Source organism: Cellulomonas cellasea, from assembly GCF_030372105.1.
GTDB classification, from domain to species: Bacteria; Actinomycetota; Actinomycetes; order Actinomycetales; family Cellulomonadaceae; genus Cellulomonas_A; species Cellulomonas_A cellasea_A.
Genome location: NZ_JAUDBQ010000004.1, coordinates 199,602 through 219,572, shown reverse-complemented (window position 1 = coordinate 219,572; position 19,971 = coordinate 199,602). Strand labels below are relative to the sequence as shown.

15 protein-coding genes are annotated in these 19,971 nt (G+C 73.1%); 6 read left to right on the top strand and 9 right to left on the bottom strand.

The features are described 5' to 3' along the window. Nucleotides 1-109 precede the first annotated feature (109 nt). Together QUV83_RS05965 and QUV83_RS05960 are read right to left on the bottom strand one after the other, a co-directional pair. The gene (locus tag QUV83_RS05965) at nt 110-481 is read right to left on the bottom strand and encodes a hypothetical protein (protein WP_289563281.1); all 372 of its coding nucleotides are present in this window, start codon (nt 479-481) and stop codon (nt 110-112) included. A gap of 136 nt (nt 482-617) precedes the next feature. Then, nucleotides 618-1,508, bottom strand: a complete 891-nt coding sequence (locus QUV83_RS05960; protein ID WP_289563280.1) for a UbiA family prenyltransferase — start codon at nt 1,506-1,508, stop codon at nt 618-620. A gap of 130 nt (nt 1,509-1,638) precedes the next feature. On the opposite strand from QUV83_RS05960, the gene QUV83_RS05955 reads away from it, so the two are divergent. The 6 genes from QUV83_RS05955 (at nt 1,639) to QUV83_RS05930 (ending at nt 8,157) form a co-directional block, all read left to right on the top strand. Next, nucleotides 1,639-2,724, top strand: coding sequence for a type III polyketide synthase (locus QUV83_RS05955; RefSeq protein ID WP_289563279.1), 1,086 nt, complete (start codon nt 1,639-1,641; stop codon nt 2,722-2,724). Further along, on the top strand, nt 2,721-3,305 hold the full coding sequence (locus tag QUV83_RS05950; protein WP_289563278.1) for an isoprenylcysteine carboxyl methyltransferase family protein: 585 nt from the start codon (nt 2,721-2,723) through the stop codon (nt 3,303-3,305). The genes QUV83_RS05955 and QUV83_RS05950 overlap by 4 nt, the downstream gene beginning before the upstream one ends. After that, the gene (locus QUV83_RS05945; protein ID WP_289563277.1) at nt 3,302-4,333 is read left to right on the top strand and encodes an NAD(P)/FAD-dependent oxidoreductase; all 1,032 of its coding nucleotides are present in this window, start codon (nt 3,302-3,304) and stop codon (nt 4,331-4,333) included. The genes QUV83_RS05950 and QUV83_RS05945 overlap by 4 nt, the downstream gene beginning before the upstream one ends. Before the next feature lie 151 nt (nt 4,334-4,484). Next, on the top strand, nt 4,485-6,008 hold the full coding sequence (locus tag QUV83_RS05940; protein ID WP_289563276.1) for an MmgE/PrpD family protein: 1,524 nt from the start codon (nt 4,485-4,487) through the stop codon (nt 6,006-6,008). Then, complete coding sequence (gene prpB / locus QUV83_RS05935) at nt 6,008-6,901, top strand: methylisocitrate lyase (protein ID WP_289563275.1); 894 nt, start codon at nt 6,008-6,010, stop codon at nt 6,899-6,901. The genes QUV83_RS05940 and prpB overlap by 1 nt, the downstream gene beginning before the upstream one ends. 59 nt (nt 6,902-6,960) lie before the next feature. After that, nucleotides 6,961-8,157 (top strand): bifunctional 2-methylcitrate synthase/citrate synthase, encoded by a 1,197-nt coding sequence (locus QUV83_RS05930; protein WP_289563274.1) that lies wholly within the window; start codon nt 6,961-6,963, stop codon nt 8,155-8,157. 140 nt (nt 8,158-8,297) lie between these two features. On the opposite strand, the gene pyk is transcribed toward QUV83_RS05930, so the two are convergent. The 7 genes from pyk to trpC all read right to left on the bottom strand — a co-directional run bounded on the left by pyk (nt 8,298) and on the right by trpC (nt 19,856). Continuing rightward, on the bottom strand, nt 8,298-9,734 hold the full coding sequence (gene pyk / locus QUV83_RS05925) for a pyruvate kinase (protein ID WP_289563273.1): 1,437 nt from the start codon (nt 9,732-9,734) through the stop codon (nt 8,298-8,300). A 93-nt stretch (nt 9,735-9,827) separates the two neighbouring features. Next, nucleotides 9,828-11,312 (bottom strand): glutamate synthase subunit beta, encoded by a 1,485-nt coding sequence (locus tag QUV83_RS05920; RefSeq protein WP_289563272.1) that lies wholly within the window; start codon nt 11,310-11,312, stop codon nt 9,828-9,830. Further along, on the bottom strand, nt 11,305-15,876 hold the full coding sequence (gene gltB, locus QUV83_RS05915) for a glutamate synthase large subunit (protein ID WP_289563271.1): 4,572 nt from the start codon (nt 15,874-15,876) through the stop codon (nt 11,305-11,307). The genes QUV83_RS05920 and gltB overlap by 8 nt, the downstream gene beginning before the upstream one ends. Before the next feature lie 152 nt (nt 15,877-16,028). Continuing rightward, nucleotides 16,029-16,919 carry a prolipoprotein diacylglyceryl transferase gene (gene lgt, locus QUV83_RS05910; RefSeq protein WP_289563270.1) on the bottom strand — a complete coding sequence of 297 codons (891 nt, stop codon included), beginning with the start codon at nt 16,917-16,919 and terminating at the stop codon, nt 16,029-16,031. After that, nucleotides 16,916-17,773, bottom strand: a complete 858-nt coding sequence (gene trpA / locus QUV83_RS05905; RefSeq protein ID WP_436231886.1) for a tryptophan synthase subunit alpha — start codon at nt 17,771-17,773, stop codon at nt 16,916-16,918. Before trpA ends, lgt begins: the two co-directional genes overlap by 4 nt. Next, nucleotides 17,770-19,047, bottom strand: coding sequence for a tryptophan synthase subunit beta (gene trpB, locus QUV83_RS05900; protein WP_289563269.1), 1,278 nt, complete (start codon nt 19,045-19,047; stop codon nt 17,770-17,772). The genes trpA and trpB overlap by 4 nt, the downstream gene beginning before the upstream one ends. Further along, nucleotides 19,044-19,856: an indole-3-glycerol phosphate synthase TrpC gene (gene trpC / locus QUV83_RS05895; protein ID WP_289563268.1), complete on the bottom strand. Its 813-nt coding sequence runs from the start codon at nt 19,854-19,856 to the stop codon at nt 19,044-19,046. The genes trpB and trpC overlap by 4 nt, the downstream gene beginning before the upstream one ends. Nucleotides 19,857-19,971 lie beyond the last annotated feature (115 nt).

The window sequence follows — 19,971 nt, the reverse complement described above, 5'->3', positions numbered from 1 at the left end:
GGCGGATGAACGTCGCTACGGCGCTCGTGCGGCACCCCAGAGGCGATTCACACTATTTCACCCGATATGCCCTGCCAACCGCTCAGCAGATCTGGTATAGGCGCGCCGGTCAGCGCACCAGATCTGCCTCCCGGGCGCTCAGATGGACGACATCGCCCTCGACCCGGGCCACCTGAGCCGACGACGCGAACCGATGCCACCCCCCGAGGGCATGCCGGTCGATCCGGAGATAACCGATGCGCGCGAGCTCGTCCCTCGCCTGCCGCGGGAGACGCTCCTCGTCATTCATCGCCGCGGCCACGGCGCCGATGATGCCCCCACCTCCCCCGGGCTCCTGGCCGCGTGCCGTCACCGCCTCCGGGTCTCCCATCCGGACGAAGCCGACCTTGCCCACCTCATGCCCTTCCACGTCGACGACCTTCATCCCCTCCCGCACGTGCGCGATCGGGCCCGGGTCGTCAAACGGCAGCTCCCCAGTCATCTCCACCCCCTCGTCGAGCGGGCGGACGTCCGCCCACCTGCGCTTCCACGGTATGCCCGGGATGTCCGGGCTGCCCGCCCTCGCCCGGCGGACCCCGCGCAGCCCTCCGAGGCTCGGCGCACGGGCGCGACGGGGCTCAGGCCTGGGCCCCGAGAGCCCCGATGAGCAGCACCACGTCCACAGCGGCGACAGCCATCGCCAACGCGAACGGCAGCCTGCTCCACGGGCGGGCCACCGCCGTCGCGGCGCAGCCCGCCACGAGCAGGACCGCTGCCGCGAGGCCCGCGCCCGGTGGGCCGATCAGCCCGCTGCCCGGCGCCAGCACCAGGCAGCCGGTCGCCACCAGCATCGCCGCGGCGGCGAGCACGGTCGAGGCCCGCGCGCCCAGCCGGTGCGGCAGTCCGCGCACCTCGGTCGCGGCGTCGTCCTCGAGGTCGGGGACGACGTTCACGAGGTGCGCCCCGACCCCGAGCAGCGCGCCTGCGGCCACAGCCCACCATGGAGGTCCCGCGCGGCCCGGCACAGCGAGCGCGGTGAACACCGGGATGAGGCCGAACGACACGGCGAACGGCGCCCAGGACCACGCCGTCCGCTTGAGCACCAGGTTGTACGACCACGCTGACGCGACCGCGAGCAGGTGCAGGCCGCCCGCCCGCCATCCCAGCGCCCACGAGGCGGGGACGCACGCCGCGAGCGCCGTCAGGGCAGCCCCCCGCACGACGCCCACGCGCAGGCTGCCGACGGCGAGCGGCTTGTCGGCCCGGCCGACGCGGAGGTCCCGGGCATGGTCGACCCAGTCGTTCGACCAGCCCACCGAGAGCTGCCCCAGGAGCACCGCCCCGGCCATCGCGAGCCACACCCCCACCGCGGCGCCCATGCCCGCGCACAGCGCCGTGGCGAAGGCCGTGACCGCGAGCGCGGGGCCGAGGTGACTCGCCTGGAGGAGCGCCCACGCGGCGCGCCACGGCCTGCGCCGTCCCGCCGCGGGAGCGCCCGACGGCGGCCCGGCCGGCGCCCGCGACGGCATCGGGGAGCCTGGGCGGCTCGACGCGCTCGGTGCCCGCAACCCGTCCGACATCGGCCTCACCCCCGCCACCGAGAGTAGGGGCGCCACCAGCGCCCGCGCCGTTCGAGCCAGGGCGTGGCACGATGCCGAAATGTCCAGGATCGTCGCAGTCGCGCCAGTCCTCCCCGAGCACGCCTACTCACAGGCGACAGTCGCCGCGCACATCGCCCCGCTGCTGAGCCCCGATCCCGCCCGCCAGGCCGTCATCACCCGCCTGAGCGCCGCCAGCGGCGTCGACACCCGGCACTTCGCCCTGCCCCTCGAGGAGTACGCCGGGCTGCGCTCCTTCGGGCAGGCGAACGACCTGTTCATCACCCTGGGACTGGACCTCGCCGAGGAGGCCGTGCGGCAGGCCCTCAAGGCGGCGGCGCTGGGCCCGGACGACATCGACCTCATCATGTTCACGTCGATCACCGGGATCTCGGCGCCGTCCCTCGACGCGCTGCTCGTGGGCCGGGTCGGCCTGCGGCCGGACGTCAAGCGCATCCCGGTCTTCGGGCTCGGCTGCGTCGCGGGGGCCGCGGGGCTCGCCCGGCTGCACGACCACCTGGCGGGCCACCCCTCCGATGTCGCGCTGCTCGTCTCCGTCGAGTTGTGCTCGCTCACGCTGCAACGCGACGACGGCACACTGGCGAACGCTGTCTCATGCGCGCTGTTCGGGGACGGCGCCACCGCGGTGGTGGTGGCCGGCGACGAGCGCGCCACCGACGCCGCACTGGCCGGCCCGACGATCCAGGCCACCCGGAGCTGGCTGTTCCCGGACACCGAGAACGTGCTCGGCTGGGATGTGGTCGACACGGGCTTCCGCATCGTCCTGGCGCCGACGCTGCCACGCCTCGTGGAGTCGGCGCTCGGGCCCGCTGTCGAGTCGTTCCTCGGATCGCAGGGCCTGGCCGTCGCCGACGTCGCCGCCTGGCTGGCCCATTCCGGCGGCCCGAGGATCCTCGACGCCGTCGCCAGCTCGATCGGACTGCCGCCGGATGCGCTGGATCTGAGCCGGCGGGCGCTGGCCCGCACCGGGAACCTCTCGTCGTCGGGGGTGCTGCACGTGCTCGCCGACGCGCTGGCCGGGGCAGAGCACCCGCCGCCGCCGCGCGGGTCTCCCGTGGTGCTGCTCGCCCTCGGTCCGGGGGTCAGCACGGAACTGCTGCTGCTGCGATGGGAGGCACTGACATGAGCACGCTCACCCTGTTCACGCTCCTGGTCGCCGCGGTGGCGGCGGAGCGGCTCGTGGAGTTGGCCGTCGCGCAGCGCAACGCCTCCTGGGCGTTCGCGCACGGCGGCGTCGAGTCGGGGCGCGGGCACTACCCCGCGATGGTCGCGCTGCACACGGGCCTGCTGGGCGCCTGCGTCGCGGAGGCGTTCTGGTCAGGGCGCCCGTTCGACCCGCGGTGGGGGCTCGTCGCGCTGGCGGCGGTCCTGGCGAGCCAGGCGCTGCGGTGGTGGTGCGTGGCGACGCTCGGCCCCCGCTGGAACACCCGGATCATCGTCGTGCCCGGGCTCGCGCTGGTGGCCCGCGGCCCGTACCGCTGGCTGCGGCACCCGAACTACGTGGCCGTGGCCCTCGAGGGCGCCGCGCTCCCGCTCGTCCACTCCGCCTGGCTGACCGCAGTGGCGTTCACGGTGCTGAACGCGGTGCTGCTGCTGCGGTTCCGCATCCCCGCCGAGGAGCGCGCGCTGGCGCTGGCGCCCGCCTCCCCCACCACCCCCGCCCCTTCGGGCAGCCGCGGCGGCGGACAGAGCCCGGCGGGGTCATGAGCGCGCCCGTCGACGTCCTGGTCGTCGGCGGCGGTCCCATCGGCCTGGCGACGGCGATCGAGGCGCGTCTTGCCGGGCTCAGCGTGGTGGTGCTCGAGGCCCGCCGCGGTGTGATCGACAAGGCATGTGGCGAGGGCCTGATGCCGGGCGCTGTGCGGGCGTTGGACCGGCTGGGCGTCCACCCCGTGGGGTTCCCCCTGGCCGGCATCGCGTACGTGGATGGCACGCGGCGCGCCGAGCATCGCTTCGTGGCCGGCCCCGGGCTGGGGGCGCGCCGCACGCGGCTGCACGCGGCCCTCGCGGTGCGGGCCGTGCGGCTCGGGGTGACGGTGCGCCAGGCGCGGGTCACCGCCGTGGCGCAGGATGCGGCGTCCGTCCATGCGGCAGGCGTCAGCGCGCGCTGGCTGCTGGCCTGCGACGGGCTGCACTCCCGGGTGCGCGAGCTCGCCGGGCTGGCCGTGCCGCCGGCGCCCGCCCGGGGCCGCCGACGGTTCGGGCTGCGGCAGCACTTCCGCGTCACGCCGTGGAGCGACGTCGTGGAGGTGCACTGGTCGCCCCGCTCGGAGGCCTACGTGACGCCGGTCGCCCCCGACCTGGTGGGCGTCGCGCTGCTCGGGCCGCCCGGCGCCGGCTACCGGGAGTCGCTCGCCGCGCTGCCGGACCTCGCGGCCTGCCTGGAGGGCGCCGTGCCGGTGGGAGCCCTGCGCGGCGCGGGCCCGCTGCTGCAGCGCGCCCGGCGGCGCTCCGCCGGGCGCATCCGGCTGGTCGGCGACGCGGCCGGCTATGTCGACGCGCTCACCGGCGAGGGCATCCGGGTGGGCCTGGCCCAGGCCCGCGCTGCGATCGCGACGCTGGACGCGGGCGAGGAGGCCTACGAGGCGGCGTGGTCGGCGGCGACGCGGGACTACCGCGTGCTGACCTCGGGGCTGCTCGCCGCGGCCCGCTCGCCGTTGCGCGGCGCCATCGTCCCGGCCGCAGTCACGCTGCCCCGCCTGTACGGCCGTGTCGTGGAACGCCTGGCCAGGTGAGGCGGCGCCGCGGCGCCTGTGTACAGCGCATGCCCTGGTTGATACGTTCCGTCCACCCGATCGAGGAGGGCCGGATGCGCGGCAGCGGCACAGCACCCGCCCGGCTGCGCGTCCTCTCCGCGGCCAGTCCCGACGACGCCGACAGCCCCGCATGATCGCCCATCGCGTCCGCGTGCACCCCAGCAGCGAGCGGCTGCCTCGTTCCCAGCAGCTCGCGTGGGCGTTGGCGGAGGTCGCCGCCGACGATGTCCCGGTCGACGACGACGTCGCGGAGATGGTGGTCAACCGGGTCCTGGACGACGCTGCCGTCGCCGCCGCGTCACTCATGCGGCCGCCCGTGGTGGCGGCCCGGGCGCAGGCCCTGAGCCACCCGCGGTCCCGCGGTGGCACGGGGTCCACGGTGATCGGCGTCGACCCGGGCGTGCGCACGAGCCCCGAGTGGGCGGCGTGGGCCAACGGCGTGGCGGTGCGCGAGCTCGACTTCCACGACACGTACCTCGCCGCCGACTACTCCCATCCCGGGGACACGATCCCGCCGCTGCTGGCCGTGGCCCAGCACGTCGGCGCGTCCGGCGGGGACCTGGTGCGCGCCATCGCCACGGCCTATGAGGCGCAGGTGGCGCTGGTCCGCGCCATCAGCCTGCACCGGCACAAGATCGACCACGTCGCGCATCTGGGGCCCGCGGTGGCCGCCGGGCTGGGCTCGCTGCTCAGGCTGCCGCCCGAGGTGACGTTCCATGCGATCGGGCAGGCGCTGCACACCACCACCGCCACCCGGCAGTCCCGCAAGGGCGAGATCTCCACCTGGAAGGCCTACGCGCCGGCCTTCGCGGGCAAGGCAGCCGTCGAGGCCGTGGACCGCGCCATGCGCGGCCAGACCTCCCCCACCCCCATCTACGAGGGCGAGGACGGCGTCATCGCGTGGCTGCTCGACGGCCCGGACGCCGAGTACGAGGTGCTGCTGCCCGGGCCGGGCGAGCCGCGCAGGGCGATCCTGGAGACGTACACCAAGGAGCACTCGGCCGAGTACCAGTCCCAGGCGCTCATCGACCTCGCGCGGCGCCTGCACCGCGAGCGCCCCGAGGTCGGCGACCCGGGCAAGGTCCGCTCGATCGTGCTGCACACGTCCCACCACACCCACCACGTGATCGGCTCCGGCGCGAACGACCCGCAGAAGTACGACCCGCAGGCCTCCCGCGAGACGCTCGACCACTCGATCCCGTACATCCTGGCCGTTGCCCTGCAGGACGGCGCGTGGCACCACGAGGCGTCCTACACGCCCGAGCGCGCGGCCCGGCCGGACACCGTGGAGTTATGGCGGCGGATCACCACGGTGGAGGACCCGGAGTGGACCCGCCGGTACCACGCCACCGATCCGCGGGAGAAGGCGTTCGGGGGCCGCCTCGTCGTCGAGCTGGCCGACGGCTCCCGGCTGGAGGAGGAGATCGCCGTGGCCGACGCGCACCCCCTGGGCGCCCGCCCGTTCACGCGGCCGCAGTACCTGGACAAGCTGCGCGCCCTCGCCATGGACGCCATCGCCGACGACGAGCTCGAGCGCTTCGTCCACCACGCGCAGCGGCTGCCCGCCCTCGGCCCCGGCGAGCTCGACGGCGTGCACCTCACCGCCCGGCCCGGGCTCCTGGACCACGCCAACAGCCCGGGAGGCCTGTTCTGATGCTCTACTCCGACGTCACCCCGGCGGCGAAGCGGCGCGCCCTGCGCGAGCGCCTCGCCAGCGGCGACCTGCTGCAGATGCCCGGCGCCTTCAACCCCCTCGCCGCGCGGCTCATCGAGGCCAAGGGATTCGACGGGGTGTACGTGTCGGGCGCGGTGCTCTCGGCGGACCTCGGCCTGCCCGACATCGGGCTCACCACCGCGACAGAGGTGGCCGCCCGCGCCGGGCAGATCGCCCGCATGACCACCCTGCCCACCCTGGTCGACGCCGACACCGGGTTCGGCGAGCCGATGAACGTCGCCCGCACCGTGCAGGCCCTCGAGGACGCCGGGGTGACGGGCTGCCACATCGAGGACCAGGTGAACCCGAAGCGCTGCGGGCACCTCGACGGCAAGCAGGTGGTCGGCGAGGCCACCGCCGTGCAGCGGATCCGGGCCGCCGTCACCGGGCGCCGCGACCCCGACTTCCTCGTGATGGCCCGCACCGACGTCCGGGCCGTCGAGGGCCTGCCCGCCGCGATCGACCGGGCGAAGGCGTACGTCGACGCCGGGGCCGACGCGGTCTTCCCCGAGGCGCTGCTCGGGCCCCACGAGCTCGAGGCCTTCCGCGCCGCGATCGACGTCCCCCTGCTCGCGAACATGACCGAGTTCGGCAAGGGCGAGCTGCTCACCGCGAAGCGGCTCGCCAGCCTCGGCTACAACATCGTCATCTACCCGGTCACGCTCCTCCGGCTGGCGATGGGCGCAGCCGAGGCCGGCCTGGACGAGATCCGGGACACGGGCACGCAGGCCGGCCTGCTGGACCGCATGCAGCACCGCTCCGACCTCTACACGCTCGTCGACTACTCCGGCTACCGCGCGTTCGACGCGGGGATCGACGACTTCCAGCTCTGACAACACCAGCTCTGACAGCTCAGGCGCACCGCGACGTCACCACGACGATGGAGGCACCGATGACCGACGAGAGCACCCCCACGGCAGGCACGGCCGCCGCGCTCCCCGACCGGCCCGAGATCCATCGGGGGCTCGCCGGGGTCGTGGTGGACGCCACCGAGATCTCCTCGGTGGATCCCGCCAGCAGCTCGCTGCTGTACCGCGGCTACCCCGTCCAGGAGCTCGCGGGGACCCGCTCCTTCGAGGAGGTCGCGTACCTGCTGTGGCATGGCGAGCTGCCTGACGACGCCGAGCTCGAGCAGATGCGCGCGCAGGAGCGCGCGCGGCGCGAGCTGCCCGACGCCGTGATGGAGACGGTGCTGGCGCTGCCCCTGACCACCCACCCGATGGACGTGGTGCGCACGGCGGTCAGCGTGATCGGCGCCCACGACCCCACAGCGGAGGACAGGTCCCCCGAGGCGGACCTGTCGCGGGCGCAGGACCTCATGGCGCAGCTCCCCGGGATCGTGGCCCTCGACCAGCGCCGCCGCCATGGCCTGGAGGCGGTGGACCCCCGCCCCGACCTCGGGTACGCGGAGAACTTCCTGCACATGGTGTTCGGGCAGGCGCCGCCCGAGCCCGTCGTCCAGGCCTTCGAGGTGTCGATGGTGCTGTACGCGGAGCACTCGTTCAACGCCTCGACGTTCACCGCCCGGGTTGTCGCGTCCACGCTGTCCGATCTGCACTCGGCTGTCACCGCGGCGGTCGGCGCCCTCAAGGGCCCGTTGCACGGAGGCGCCAACGAGGCCGTGATGGCGGCGTTCGGGGAGATCGGCACGGCCGACAGGGTGGACGCCTGGCTCGACGACGTGCTGGCCCGCAAGCAGAAGGTCATGGGGTTCGGGCATCGTGTCTACCGCACCGGCGACTCCCGGGTCCCCGCGATGAAGGCCGCCCTCGACGGGCTGCTCGCGATCGACGACCCGGAGGGCCTGGGCGCGATGTACGCCGCCCTGGAGCGCGGCATGGCCGAGCGCACGGGCATCCTGCCAAACCTCGACTACCCGACCGGGCCCGCTTATCACCTGATGGGCTTCGACACCCCGACGTTCACCCCGCTGTTCGCCGCGAGCCGTGTGGTCGGCTGGACCGCCCACGTGCGCGAGCAACTCGCGCACAATGCGCTGATCCGGCCGCTCAGCGAGTACACCGGACCCGAGCGCCGACACGTGCCGCAGGGCGCGGGACGCGGCCCCGAGCCGGCCCGCCCGCGCTGACGCCCGCGCTGACGCCCGCGCCTGAGCGCCGTGAGCGCCATGAGCGCCATGAGCGCCATGAGCGCCATGAGCGCCGTGAGACGGCGCAAGCCCCCGGGAGCGTTTGCTCCCGGGGGCTTGCGTCTGCGTGAGGCTGGTGATCAGGCGATGCGGCCCGAGCCGCCGTCCTCGTCACCGATCTTGTGCACGACGATCGAGTTCGTCGAGCCGACCTCGCCGACCGGCGTGCCCGCGACGACAACGACGTAGTCGCCGATCTCCGCGAGGCCGTTGGCGCGCAGCGTCGTGTCGACCTGCTTGACCATCGCGTCGGTGCTCTCGACCGAGGGCACCTCGTAGGACTGCACGCCCCAGCTCAGCGACAGCACGTTGCGCACCTGGCGCTCCGGCGTGAAGGCGAGCAGCGGGATCGACGAGCGCAGGCGCGACATGCGGCGGGCCGAGTCGCCCGACTGCGTGAACGTCACCAGGTACTTGACGCCCACCGTCTCGCCGATCTCGGCGGCGGCGCGCGTGATGGCGCCACCACGCGTGTGCGGCGTCGAGCCGAGGGGCGCGATGCGCTCCCGGCCCAGCTCCTCGGTGTTCTCGATGATCCGCGCCATGGTGCGCACGGCCTCGATCGGGTAGTCGCCGACGCTGGTCTCGCCCGAGAGCATGACCGCGTCCGCGCCGTCGAGCACCGCGTTGGCGCAGTCGGAGGCCTCGGCGCGCGTCGGGCGCGGAGCCGAGATCATCGACTCGAGCACCTGCGTGGCGACGATGACGGGCTTCGCCGAGCGGCGGGCCAGCTCGACGGCGCGCTTCTGCACCAGCGGGACCTGCTCGAGCGGCAGCTCGACGCCCAGGTCGCCACGGGCGACCATGATGCCGTCGAACGCGGCGACGATCTCGACGAGGTTCTCGACAGCCTGCGGCTTCTCGATCTTGGCGATGACGGGGAGGATCCGGCCCTCCTCCTCCATGATCCGGCGGACGTCGTCGTAGTCGGCCGCGCTGCGCACGAACGACAGCGCGATGATGTCGGCGCCGATCTGGATGGCCCAGCGGAGGTCCGCCTCGTCCTTGTCGCTCATCGCGGGCACGGAGACCGCGACGCCCGGGAGGTTCAGGCCCTTGTTGTTCGAGACCGGGCCGCCGACCTCGACGCGGGTGACGACGCGGGGGCCGTCGACCTCGATGACGCGCACGAGGACGCGACCGTCGTCGATGAGGATGGGGTCGCCCACGCGGGCGTCGTTCGGCAGGCCCTTGTGCGTGGTGGAGACGAGCTCCTTGGTGCCGGGCACGTCCTCGGTGGTGATGGTGAAGATGTCACCCTCGGCCAGCTCGTGCTTGCCCTCGGCGAAACGGCCCAGGCGGATCTTGGGACCCTGCAGGTCGACCAGCACGGCCACGGAACGGCCCGACGCCTGAGCGGCGGCGCGCACGTTCTCATAGACCTTGCGGTGCACGTCAGTGTCACCGTGGCTACGGTTCAGGCGGGCGACGTCCATGCCGGCGTCGACCAGCGCCTGGATCTGTTCGGCGGACTCCGTGACGGGTCCGATGGTGCAGACGATCTTTGCTCTACGCATGAGGCAAGCCTAGGCCTTTCGTGGGGAACTGGTTCGGGACCGAACGTCCCGGCCCGCGTTCCCACCGACCGGTTGCGACGTTGATCAGGGGAATTACGGTCGCAGCGCCATGGTTCGGGCCGTGACCGGAGCAGGGAGCTCGGTGCTCCCTGCGAGATAGGTGTCGACGGCCGCGGCGGCTGCGCGGCCCTCGGCGATGGCCCAGACGATGAGCGACTGCCCGCGCCCGGCGTCGCCGGCCACGAAGACGCCCGGCAGCGAGGTCGCGAAGTCGTCAGAGCGCTCGACCAGGCCGCGCGAGGTGAGCGCGATGCCCGTCTGCTCGACGAGCTCGCCCGTCTCGGGGCCGGTGAAGCCCATCGCGATGAGCACGAGGTCGGCGGGGATGTCCCGCTCGGTGCCCGGGGTGGGCACACGCCGCCCGTCGGGCAGGTACTCCGTGGTGGCGAGCCGCAGCGCGCGCACCCGGCCCGCCTCGTCGCCCTCGCCGCCCAGGAACGCGACGGTGGAGGCGAGGTAGTCGCGCTCCCCGCCCTCCTCATGCGAGCTCGAGACCTCGAACAGGATCGGGTCGGTGGGCCACGGCTGGCTCTCGGGCCGCTCCGTCGGCGGGCGCTTGCCGATCGCGAGCGTGGTCACCGACGCGGCGCCCTGGCGCAGTGCCGTGCCCAGGCAGTCCGAGCCGGTGTCGCCGCCGCCGATGATGATGACGTGCTTGCCGGTGGCCGTGATCTGGTCGGGCACGTCGTGGCCTGCGACCACGGCGTTCGCCTGGTGCAGGTAGTCCATCGCGACGTGCACGCCGTCGAGCTCGGAGCCGGGCACGCGCAGCTCGCGCGGCACCGTGGCGCCGGTGGCGACGACCACCGCGTCGAACCGGGCCTGCAGGTCGTGCCAGGAGATGTCATGGCCGATCTCCACACCCGGGCGGAACCGGGTGCCCTCGGCGCGCATCTGCTCGAGCCGGCGGTCGATGTGCCGCTTCTCGAGCTTGAAGTCCGGCACTCCGTAGCGCAGCAGGCCGCCGATCGCGTCGTCCCGCTCGAAGACGGCGACGGTGTGGCCCGCCCGGGTGAGCTGCTGGGCGGCGGCCAGCCCGGCCGGCCCCGAGCCCACCACGGCCACCGTGTGGCCGGTGAGGCGCTGCGGCACCTGGGGCTGCACGAAGCCGCGGTCGAACGCCTCGTCGATGATCGAGACCTCGACGTTCTTGATCGTCACCGGCGGCTGGTTGATGCCCAGCACACAGCTCGTCTCGCACGGCGCGGGGCAGATCCGGCCGGTGAACTCCGGGAAGTTGTTCGTCGCGTGCAGGCGCTCGATCGCATCCGCCCACTGCCCGCGCCACACCAGGTCGTTCCACTCGGGGATCAGGTTCCCCAGCGGGCAGCCGTTGTGGCAGAACGGGATGCCGCAGTCCATGCAACGGCCGGCCTGGCGGGTCAGCACCGCGGTGTCCTCGGGGTGCCCGGCGCGGTGCTCATGCACCTCGCGCCAGTCCATCAGGCGCACCGGGACGGGACGGTTGGCGGGCAGCTCGCGCTCCCGCACCTTCAGAAAGCCATGCGGGTCAGCCACGTGCCACCTCCAGGATCTCGTTCCAGACACCGGGAGCCGCCGGGTCGAGGCCGTCGGCCTCGGCCTGGGCGAGCGCACGGCGCATGCGGGCGTACTCGGTGGGCAGGATCCTCGTGATCCGCGCGCGGGTGCCGGCCGGGTCGGCCAGCAGCTCCTCGGCCACCGGGGAGGACGTCTCCGCCAGGTGGCGGCGGAGCAGGTCCTCGACGAGCGCGGCGTCCTCGTCGTCCAGCGGCTCGAGCGCCAGCTCGCCCGAAGCGAGCGCCGCGGTGTTGAGCAGCGCCGGGTCGACGTCCAGCACGTAGGCGCTGCCGCCGGACATGCCCGCGGCGAAGTTGCGCCCCGTCGGCCCGAGCACGAGCACCGTGCCGCCCGTCATGTACTCGCAGCCGTGGTCGCCGACGCCTTCCACGACCAGCGTCGCGCCGGAGTTGCGCACTCCGAACCGCTCCCCGGTGAGCCCGCGCACATACAACTCGCCGGAGGTGGCGCCGTAGCCGATCACGTTGCCCGCGACGACGTTGTTGCCGCCCGAGAGCACCGCGTTGCGGTCCGGCCGCACCGCGATCCGGCCGCCGGACAGGCCCTTGCCGACGTAGTCGTTCGCGTCGCCGAACAGCCGCAGCGTGATGCCGCGCGGCAGGAACGCCCCGAACGACTGCCCGGCCGAGCCGGTCAGCGTCACATCGATCGTGCCGTCGGGCAGGCCCGCGCCGCCGTGCCGCCGAGTGACCTCATGGCCGAGCATCGTCCCGACAGTGCGGTTCACGTTGCGCACCGGCAGCGAGATCTGCACGGGCGTCCCGTGCTCGAGGGCGTCGGCGGCGAGCGAGATGAACTGGTTGTCGAGCGCCCGGGCGAGCCCGTGGTCCTGCTCGCGGGTGTGGTGCAGGGCCGAGCCCTCCACCGGCTCCGGCACCGCCAGCACGGGGCCCAGGTCGAGCCCCTCGGCCTTCCAGTGCTCGATCGCCGTGCGCGTGTCCAGCAGCTCGACGCGCCCCACCGCCTCCAGCAAGGTGCGGAAGCCGAGGCTCGCGAGGATCTCGCGGACCTCCTGGGCGATGTACTCGAAAAAGGTCACCACGAACTCGGGCTTGCCGGTGAACCGCTCCCGCAGCTCGGGGTTCTGCGTGGCGACGCCCACCGGGCAGGTGTCCAGGTGGCACACCCGCATCATCACGCAGCCGGACACCACCAGCGGCGCCGTCGCGAAGCCGAACTCCTCGGCGCCCAGCAGCGCGCCGACCACCACGTCGCGGCCAGTCTTGAGCTGGCCGTCCACCTGCACGACCACGCGGTCGCGCAGGTTGTTCAGCACCAGCGTCTGCTGCGTCTCCGCGAGCCCGATCTCCCACGGGGTGCCCGCGTGCTTGAGCGACGTCAGCGGGCTCGCGCCCGTGCCGCCGTCGTGACCGGAGATCAGCACCACGTCCGAGTGCGCCTTGGCGACCCCGGCGGCGACCGTCCCGACCCCGAACTCGCTCACGAGCTTGGTGTGGATGCGGGCCCGCGGGTTCGCGTTCTTCGCGTCGTGGATGAGCTGCGCGAGGTCCTCGATCGAGTAGATGTCGTGGTGCGGCGGCGGCGAGATGAGCCCGACGCCAGGCGTCGAGTGCCGCGTCTTGGCGACCCACGGGTACACCTTGTGGCCCGGCAGCTGGCCGCCCTCGCCGGGCTTGGCGCCCTGCGCGAGCTTGATCTGGATGTCGTCGGCGAACGTCAGGTACTCGGACGTGACGCCGAACCGGCCCGAGGCGATCTGCTTGATCGCGCTGCGCCGCTCCGGGTCGTGCAGCCGCTCCGGGTCCTCGCCGCCCTCGCCGGTGTTCGATCGCGCGCCGATGCTGTTCATCGCCACCGCGAGCGTCTCGTGCGCCTCGGCCGAGATCGAGCCGTAGGACATCGCGCCCGTGTTGAACCGCTTGACGATCTCGCTGACCGGCTCGACCTCGTCGATCGGCACCGGCGTGCGCTCGCCGTCCTTGAACTTCAGGAGCCCGCGCAGCGTCATCAGCCGCGAGGACTGCTCGTCGACCCGCTTCGAGTACTCGCGGAACACGTCGAACTGCCGGGTGCGCGTCGAGTGCTGCAGCCGGAAGACCGTCTCCGGGTCGAACAGGTGCTCCTCGCCGTCGCGGCGCCACTGGTACTCGCCGCCCACCGCGAGCCGCTGGTGCGGCTGGCGGTTGCCGCTCGCCGGGTAGGCGTCGGCGTGCCGCGCCGCGACCTCGGCCGCGATGACGTCCAGGCCCACCCCGCCGAGCCGGCTCGTGGTGCCCGTGAAGTACCTGTCGACGAGCGCGTGGGACAGGCCGATGGCCTCGAAGACCTGGGCGCCGCGGTAGGACGCGATCGTCGAGATCCCCATCTTGGACATGACCTTGAGGACGCCCTTGCCGAGCGCCTTGATGAGGTTCTTGACGGCCTGCTCGGGCTCGACCCCGGGCAGGTAGCCGCTACGGGCCAGGTCCTCCACCGTCTCCATCGCGAGGTACGGGTTGACCGCCGCCGCGCCGTAGCCGATCAACAGCGCCGCGTGGTGCACCTCGCGGATGTCGCCGGACTCGACCACCAGGGAGACCTGGGTCCGGCTGCGCCGCCGCAGCAGGTGGTGGTGCACCGCGCTGGACAGCAGCAGCGACGGGATCGGGGCCAAGTCGGCGTCGCCGTCCCGGTCAGAGAGCACGATGAAGCTCACGCCCTCGGCGACCGCCCGGTCGACCTCGGCGAAGATCTCCTCGAGCCGGCGCTCCAGCGCCGCTCCCCCGCCGTCCACCTTGTACAGGCCGCGCACGATGATCGAGCGGAAGATCCCCGCGAGCTTGGGGTCCTTGTCGATGCGCACGATCTTCGCGAGCGCGTCGTTGTCGATGACCGGGAACGGCAGCACCAGCTTGCGGGCGTGCTCGGGCAGGTCCTCCAGCAGGTTCGGCTCCGGCCCGATGGCGCCGCCGATCGCGGTGACCAGCTCCTCGCGGATCGCGTCCAGCGGCGGGTTCGTCACCTGCGCGAACATCTGGGTGAAGTAGTCGAACAGCAGGCGCGGGCGCGTCGAGAGCACCGCCACCGGGGTGTCCGAGCCCATCGCGCCGAGCGGCTCCGCGCCCGTGGCGCCGATCGGGCCCAGGATGATCTTGAGCTCTTCCTCGGTGTACCCGAAGGCCCGCTGCCGGCGGCGCACCGACGCCGACGAGTGCGCCACGTGCTCACGCTCGGGGAGCTGGTCGAGGTAGACCGAGTTCTCCCGCACCCAGTCCGCGTAGGGGCGCTGCGCGGCGAGCTGGGACTTGACGTCCTCGTCGTCGATGATCCGGCCCTTGCCGGTGTCCACCAGGAACATGCGGCCCGGCTCGAGCCGGCCCTTGCGCACGATGGTGGACGGGTCGAGGTCCAGCACGCCCGCCTCGGAGGCCATCACGACGAGGCCGTCCTCGGTCACCCAGTACCGGCCGGGACGCAGTCCGTTGCGGTCCTGCACCGAGCCGATCAGCGTGCCGTCCGTGAACGTCATCGCCGCCGGGCCGTCCCACGGCTCCATCAGCGTCGAGTGGTACTCGTAGAACGCGCGCCGCTCGGGGTCCATCTGAGCGTGGTTCTCCCACGCCTCCGGGATCATCATCATCACGGCGTGCGGCAGTGACCGGCCCGCCAGGTGCAGCAGCTCGAGCACCTCGTCGAAGCTGCCGGAGTCCGAGCCGCCCGGGGTGCACACCGGCAACAGCGGGGCCAGGTCGCCCAGCAGCTCGCTGGACAGCATCCCCTCACGGGCCGCCATCCAGTTCCGGTTGCCGCGCACCGTGTTGATCTCGCCGTTGTGCGCCACGATCCGGAACGGCTGCGCGAGCGGCCAGGACGGGAAGGTGTTCGTGGAGAACCGCGAGTGCACGAGGGCGAGTTCGCTCGCGTAGCGCGGGTCCGAGAGGTCCGCGAAGAACGGCTCGAGCTGCGCCGTGGTGAGCATGCCCTTGTAGGTGAGCGTGCGCGCCGACAGCGACGCGAAGTACACGCCCAGCTCGCGCTCGGCCCGCTTGCGCAGCCGGAACGCCCGGCGGTCGAGATCGATGCCCGACAGCTCCCGCGAGGGGTCGGCCACCACCAGGTGCTTGAACACCGGCATCGACGCGCGGGCCGTGGGCCCCACCAGGTCCGCCGTCACGGAGATGTCGCGCCAGGCCAGCACGTCGAGCTTCTCCTCGACGGCGATGGCCTCGATGCCGCGCACCGCTGCGGCCTGCTCGCCGGCATCGACCGGCAGGAAGGCCATCCCGATGGCGTAGTGGCCCGCCGGGGGCAGCTCCGCGTCGACGACGTCCCGCAGGAAGGCGTCGGGGATCTGCGTGAGGATGCCGGCGCCGTCGCCGGAGTCCGCCTCCGCGCCCACGGCGCCTCGGTGGTCCAAGTTGAGCAGCGCCGTCAGGCCGGCGTCGACGATGTCGCGGCCAGGGGTGCCGCGCAGGGTCGCGACGAACGCGAACCCACAGGCGTCGTGCTCGGCCACAGGGTCATAGAGACCCTGCGACACCGGCGCGCGCAGCATGCCGGGGGTCACGGGCGACGTGGACATCAGCACCGTCCTCAGAACCCCGAGCTCGGGGCGTAGCGACAACATGGAGGGAAACGCGGGGTCGCCATTGGCCCGAACGTCACGCGACGATATCCCCTCGTGCGAGGTGGGTCACATCGTCGTTGTGAGGAGAGTGCACCCGTCCGCCCCGGTCAGCGGGCGGGCTCCGATGCGTTGTCCTCGTCCTCCTGCGCTTCGGGGGTCCTCAGCAGGAGGCTCGTCTCGCGTCCAGGATGCCGACGTCCGACCAGGATGAACGCTACCAGCGCACCGACCCCCACCACGATCGACGTCCAGACATTGAGGCGGAAAGGCCCAATCATCTCGGCCGGGTCGATGCGCAGGAGCTCGATCCACAGGCGCCCCGTGGTGTAGATCACCACATACAGCCAGAACACCCGACCGTGGCCCAGCCGGTATCGCCGGTCGAGCCAGATGAGCAGCGCGGCGCCTGCGAGGTTCCACAGCAGCTCGTACAGGAACGTCGGGTGGAACAGCGTGCCCGACTCGTAGCCGAACGGCAGGTGCGCGTCATCGATGCGCAGCCCCCAGGGCAGTGTCGTGGCCGAGCCGAACAGCTCCTGGTTGAACCAGTTGCCGAGCCGCCCGATGGCCTGCGCGACCAGCAGCCCGGGCGCGACGGCGTCGGCGAACGACGCCAGCCGCACACCCTGCCGCCGGCAGCCGATCCACGCGCCCACCGCGCCGAACGCGACGGCGCCCCAGATCCCGAGGCCGCCCTCCCAGACGGCGAAGGCGCTCCACGGGTCGCCCCCCTCGCCGAAGTACTGGTCGGGTGAGGAGATCACGTGGTAAATGCGCCCGCCGATGATGCCGAACGGCACCGCCCAGAAGGTGATCTCCAGCACGTCGTCGGCGTCCCCGCCCCGGGCGACCCAGCGGCGCTGGGTCATGAGCACCGCCACCACGATGCCCGTGAGGATCGCGAGCGCGTAGGCGCGCAACGGGAACGGCCCGAGGTGCCACACGCCCACCGACGGGCTCGGGATGGCAGCGGGCAGTGCCAGCGCGAGGGCGTTCACCGGCGGGCTCCTCGCACCCCGGCGGCGAGCCCAGCGGTGACATCGGCCAACCGATCCAGGCCACGCGCGGAGTCGGGAGCCGACTCCACCAGGGCGCGGACCAGCGCCGAGCCGACGATCACACCGTCGGCGTAGGCCGCGACCTCCGCGGCCTGGTCGGGGCGGGAGACGCCAAGGCCGACGCACACGCGCTCGGCGCCCGCGGCCCGGGTGTCCGCGACGAGCTGCGCGGCCCGGTCCCCGACCGTCGCGCGCTCGCCGGTGATGCCCATCGTCGAGGCGGCGTAGACGAACCCGCGCGATGCCGCGGAGGTGCGCGCCAGGCGCTCGGGAGTGGAGCTGGGCGCGACCAGGAAGACCCGGTCGAGGTCATGCTCGTCAGAGGCCGCGATCCAGCGCGCCGCCTCGTCGGGGATGAGGTCGGGGGTGATGAGCCCCGCGCCGCCCGCGGCGGACAGGTCGCGCGCGAACGCCTCGATCCCGTAGCGCATGACGAGGTTCCAATAGATCATCACCAGCACCGGGGCGCCCGCCTGCGCGACCTGCTCGACGGACGACAGCACGTCGCGCACCCGCACCCCGCCGGCGAGCGCATGCTCCACGGCGTGCTGGATCGTCGGGCCGTCCATCACCGGGTCCGAGTAGGCGGCGCCGAGCTCGACGATGTCGGCGCCCGCCTCCACCATCGTGCGCGCGGCCTGCACCGACCCCGCCACGTCCGGATAGCCGACCGGCAGGTAGCCGATCAGCGCCGCGCGGCCTGGCTCGTCCGCAGTGCCGGCGGCGAGCACGTCGAGCAGCGAGCCCGTGGGGCTCTGGCCCGTCGCGCGGTCCGCCGCGTCGAGAACACTCACAGCTGCACCCCTTCGTCGGTGGCCCCGGCGGCGTCGTCGACGAGGCCGAACCAGCGCGCGGCAGTCGCCACGTCCTTGTCGCCCCGGCCGGAGAGGTTGACCAGGATGACCGGCGCCTGGCCGTCGGGCACGTCCCAGGACGCCGCCGCAGCGCCGAGCCGCAACGCGCCAGCCAGGGCGTGCGCGGACTCGATCGCCGGGATGATCCCCTCGGTGCGGCATAGCAGCCGGAACGCGTCCATGGCCTCGGTGTCCGTGACGGGCTGGTAGTCCACCCGCCCGATGTCGTTGAGCCACGCGTGCTCCGGGCCCACGCTCGGGTAGTCGAGCCCAGCGGAGACGGAGTGGCTCGGCAGCGTCTGGCCGTCCTCGTCCTGCAGCAAGTACGACAGCGCGCCATGCAGCACGCCCGGGGCGCCGCCGCTGAACCGGGCCGAGTGGCGGCCCGACGAGATGCCCTCGCCGCCCGCCTCGAAGCCGAACAGCCGCACCTCGGGGTCGTCGAGGAACGCGTTGAAGATGCCCATCGCGTTCGATCCGCCGCCCACGCACGCCGCGACGGCGTCCGGGAGCCGGCCGATCTCCTCCGCGAGCTGGGCCTTCGCCTCCTCGCCGATGACCTTGTGGAAGTCGCGCACCATCTCGGGGAACGGGTGCGGGCCGGTGACGGTGCCCAGCAGGTAGTGCGTCGTCTCGACGTTGGCCACCCAGTCCCGCAGCGCCTCGTTGATCGCGTCCTTGAGCGTGCGGGTGCCGATGGTCACCGGGATGACCTCGGCGCCGAGCAGGCGCATCCGGGCGACGTTCAGCGCCTGGCGCCGGGTGTCCTCCTCGCCCATGTAGATCGTGCACTCGAGGTCCATGAGCGCGGCCGCCGTCGCGGTGGCCACACCATGCTGCCCGGCGCCCGTCTCCGCGATGACCCGCTTCTTGCCCATGCGCTTGACCAGCAGGGCCTGGCCCAGCACGTTGTTGATCTTGTGCGAGCCGGTGTGGTTGAGGTCCTCGCGCTTGAGGAACACCCGCGCGCCGCCCCCGACGTGCTCGGCGAACCGGGGCACCTCCGTGAGCATGCTCGGGCGGCCCGTGTACGTGCGGTGCAGCCGGGCGAGCGCCTGGCCGAACGCCGGGTCGGCCAACGCCTTGTGGTACTCCGTCTCCAGCTCGTCGAGGGCCGCGATCAGCGCCTCAGGCACGAACCGGCCGCCGAACTGGCCGAAGTACGGCCCCGCGTGCGTGCCCAGCGGGCCGCCAGACAGCTCCGGGGCGCTCACTGCCGCACCGCCCGCAGCGACGGGTGCGCCCCCGCGGCGACCAGGTCGGCCACCGACTCGCGCGGCGCGTCGTCCGTCACGAGCGCCTCCCCCACCAGCACGGTGTCGGCGCCGGCACGCGCGTAGTCCATGACGTCCAGTGGCCCGCGCACCCCGGACTCGGCGATCCGCACGATGCCCGAGGGGATGGACGGGGCGACGCGCGCGAAAGTGCCGCGGTCCACGTCGAGGGTCTTGAGGTTCCGGGCGTTCACGCCGATCACCCGCGCGCCGGCGTCGGCGGCACGCGCCACCTCCTCGGTGTCGTGCACCTCCACCAGCGCCGTCATGCCCAGGGAGTGGACGCGCTCGATGAGCGAGGTCAGCACCGTCTGCTCGAGCGCCGCCACGATCACCAGCACCAGGTCCGCGCCATGGGCGCGCGCCTCCCACACCTGGTACGGCGTGACCACGAAGTCCTTGCGCAGCACAGGGATGTCCACCGCCGCGCGCACCGAGTCCAGATCCGCCAGCGAGCCGTTGAACCGGCGCTGCTCGGTGAGCACCGAGATGGCGGCCGCGCCACCCTTCTCGTACTCCGCGGCCAGGGCGGCGGGGTCGGCGATGGACGCGAGGGCGCCCTTGCTCGGGCTCGACCGCTTGACCTCGGCGATCACGGTGACCGCGTCCTCGACCCGGAGCCGCGAGAGGCACTCCTTGGCCTCGGGCATCCGGGCGGCGCGCTCCTTGAGAGCCGCCAGCGGCGTGGCCGCCTCGCGTGCGGCGAGGTCCAGCCGCACTCCGGCGACGATGTCGTCGAGAACTGTCATGTCTCCCCCTTCGGCACCCGTCACCGTTCAGGTCGACGGCCTCATCCCTTGCCATCGTAGAGGCGAGTCCGCACGGCCCCGACCAGCGGCCAACCTGTGGACCCGCAGGTTGGCC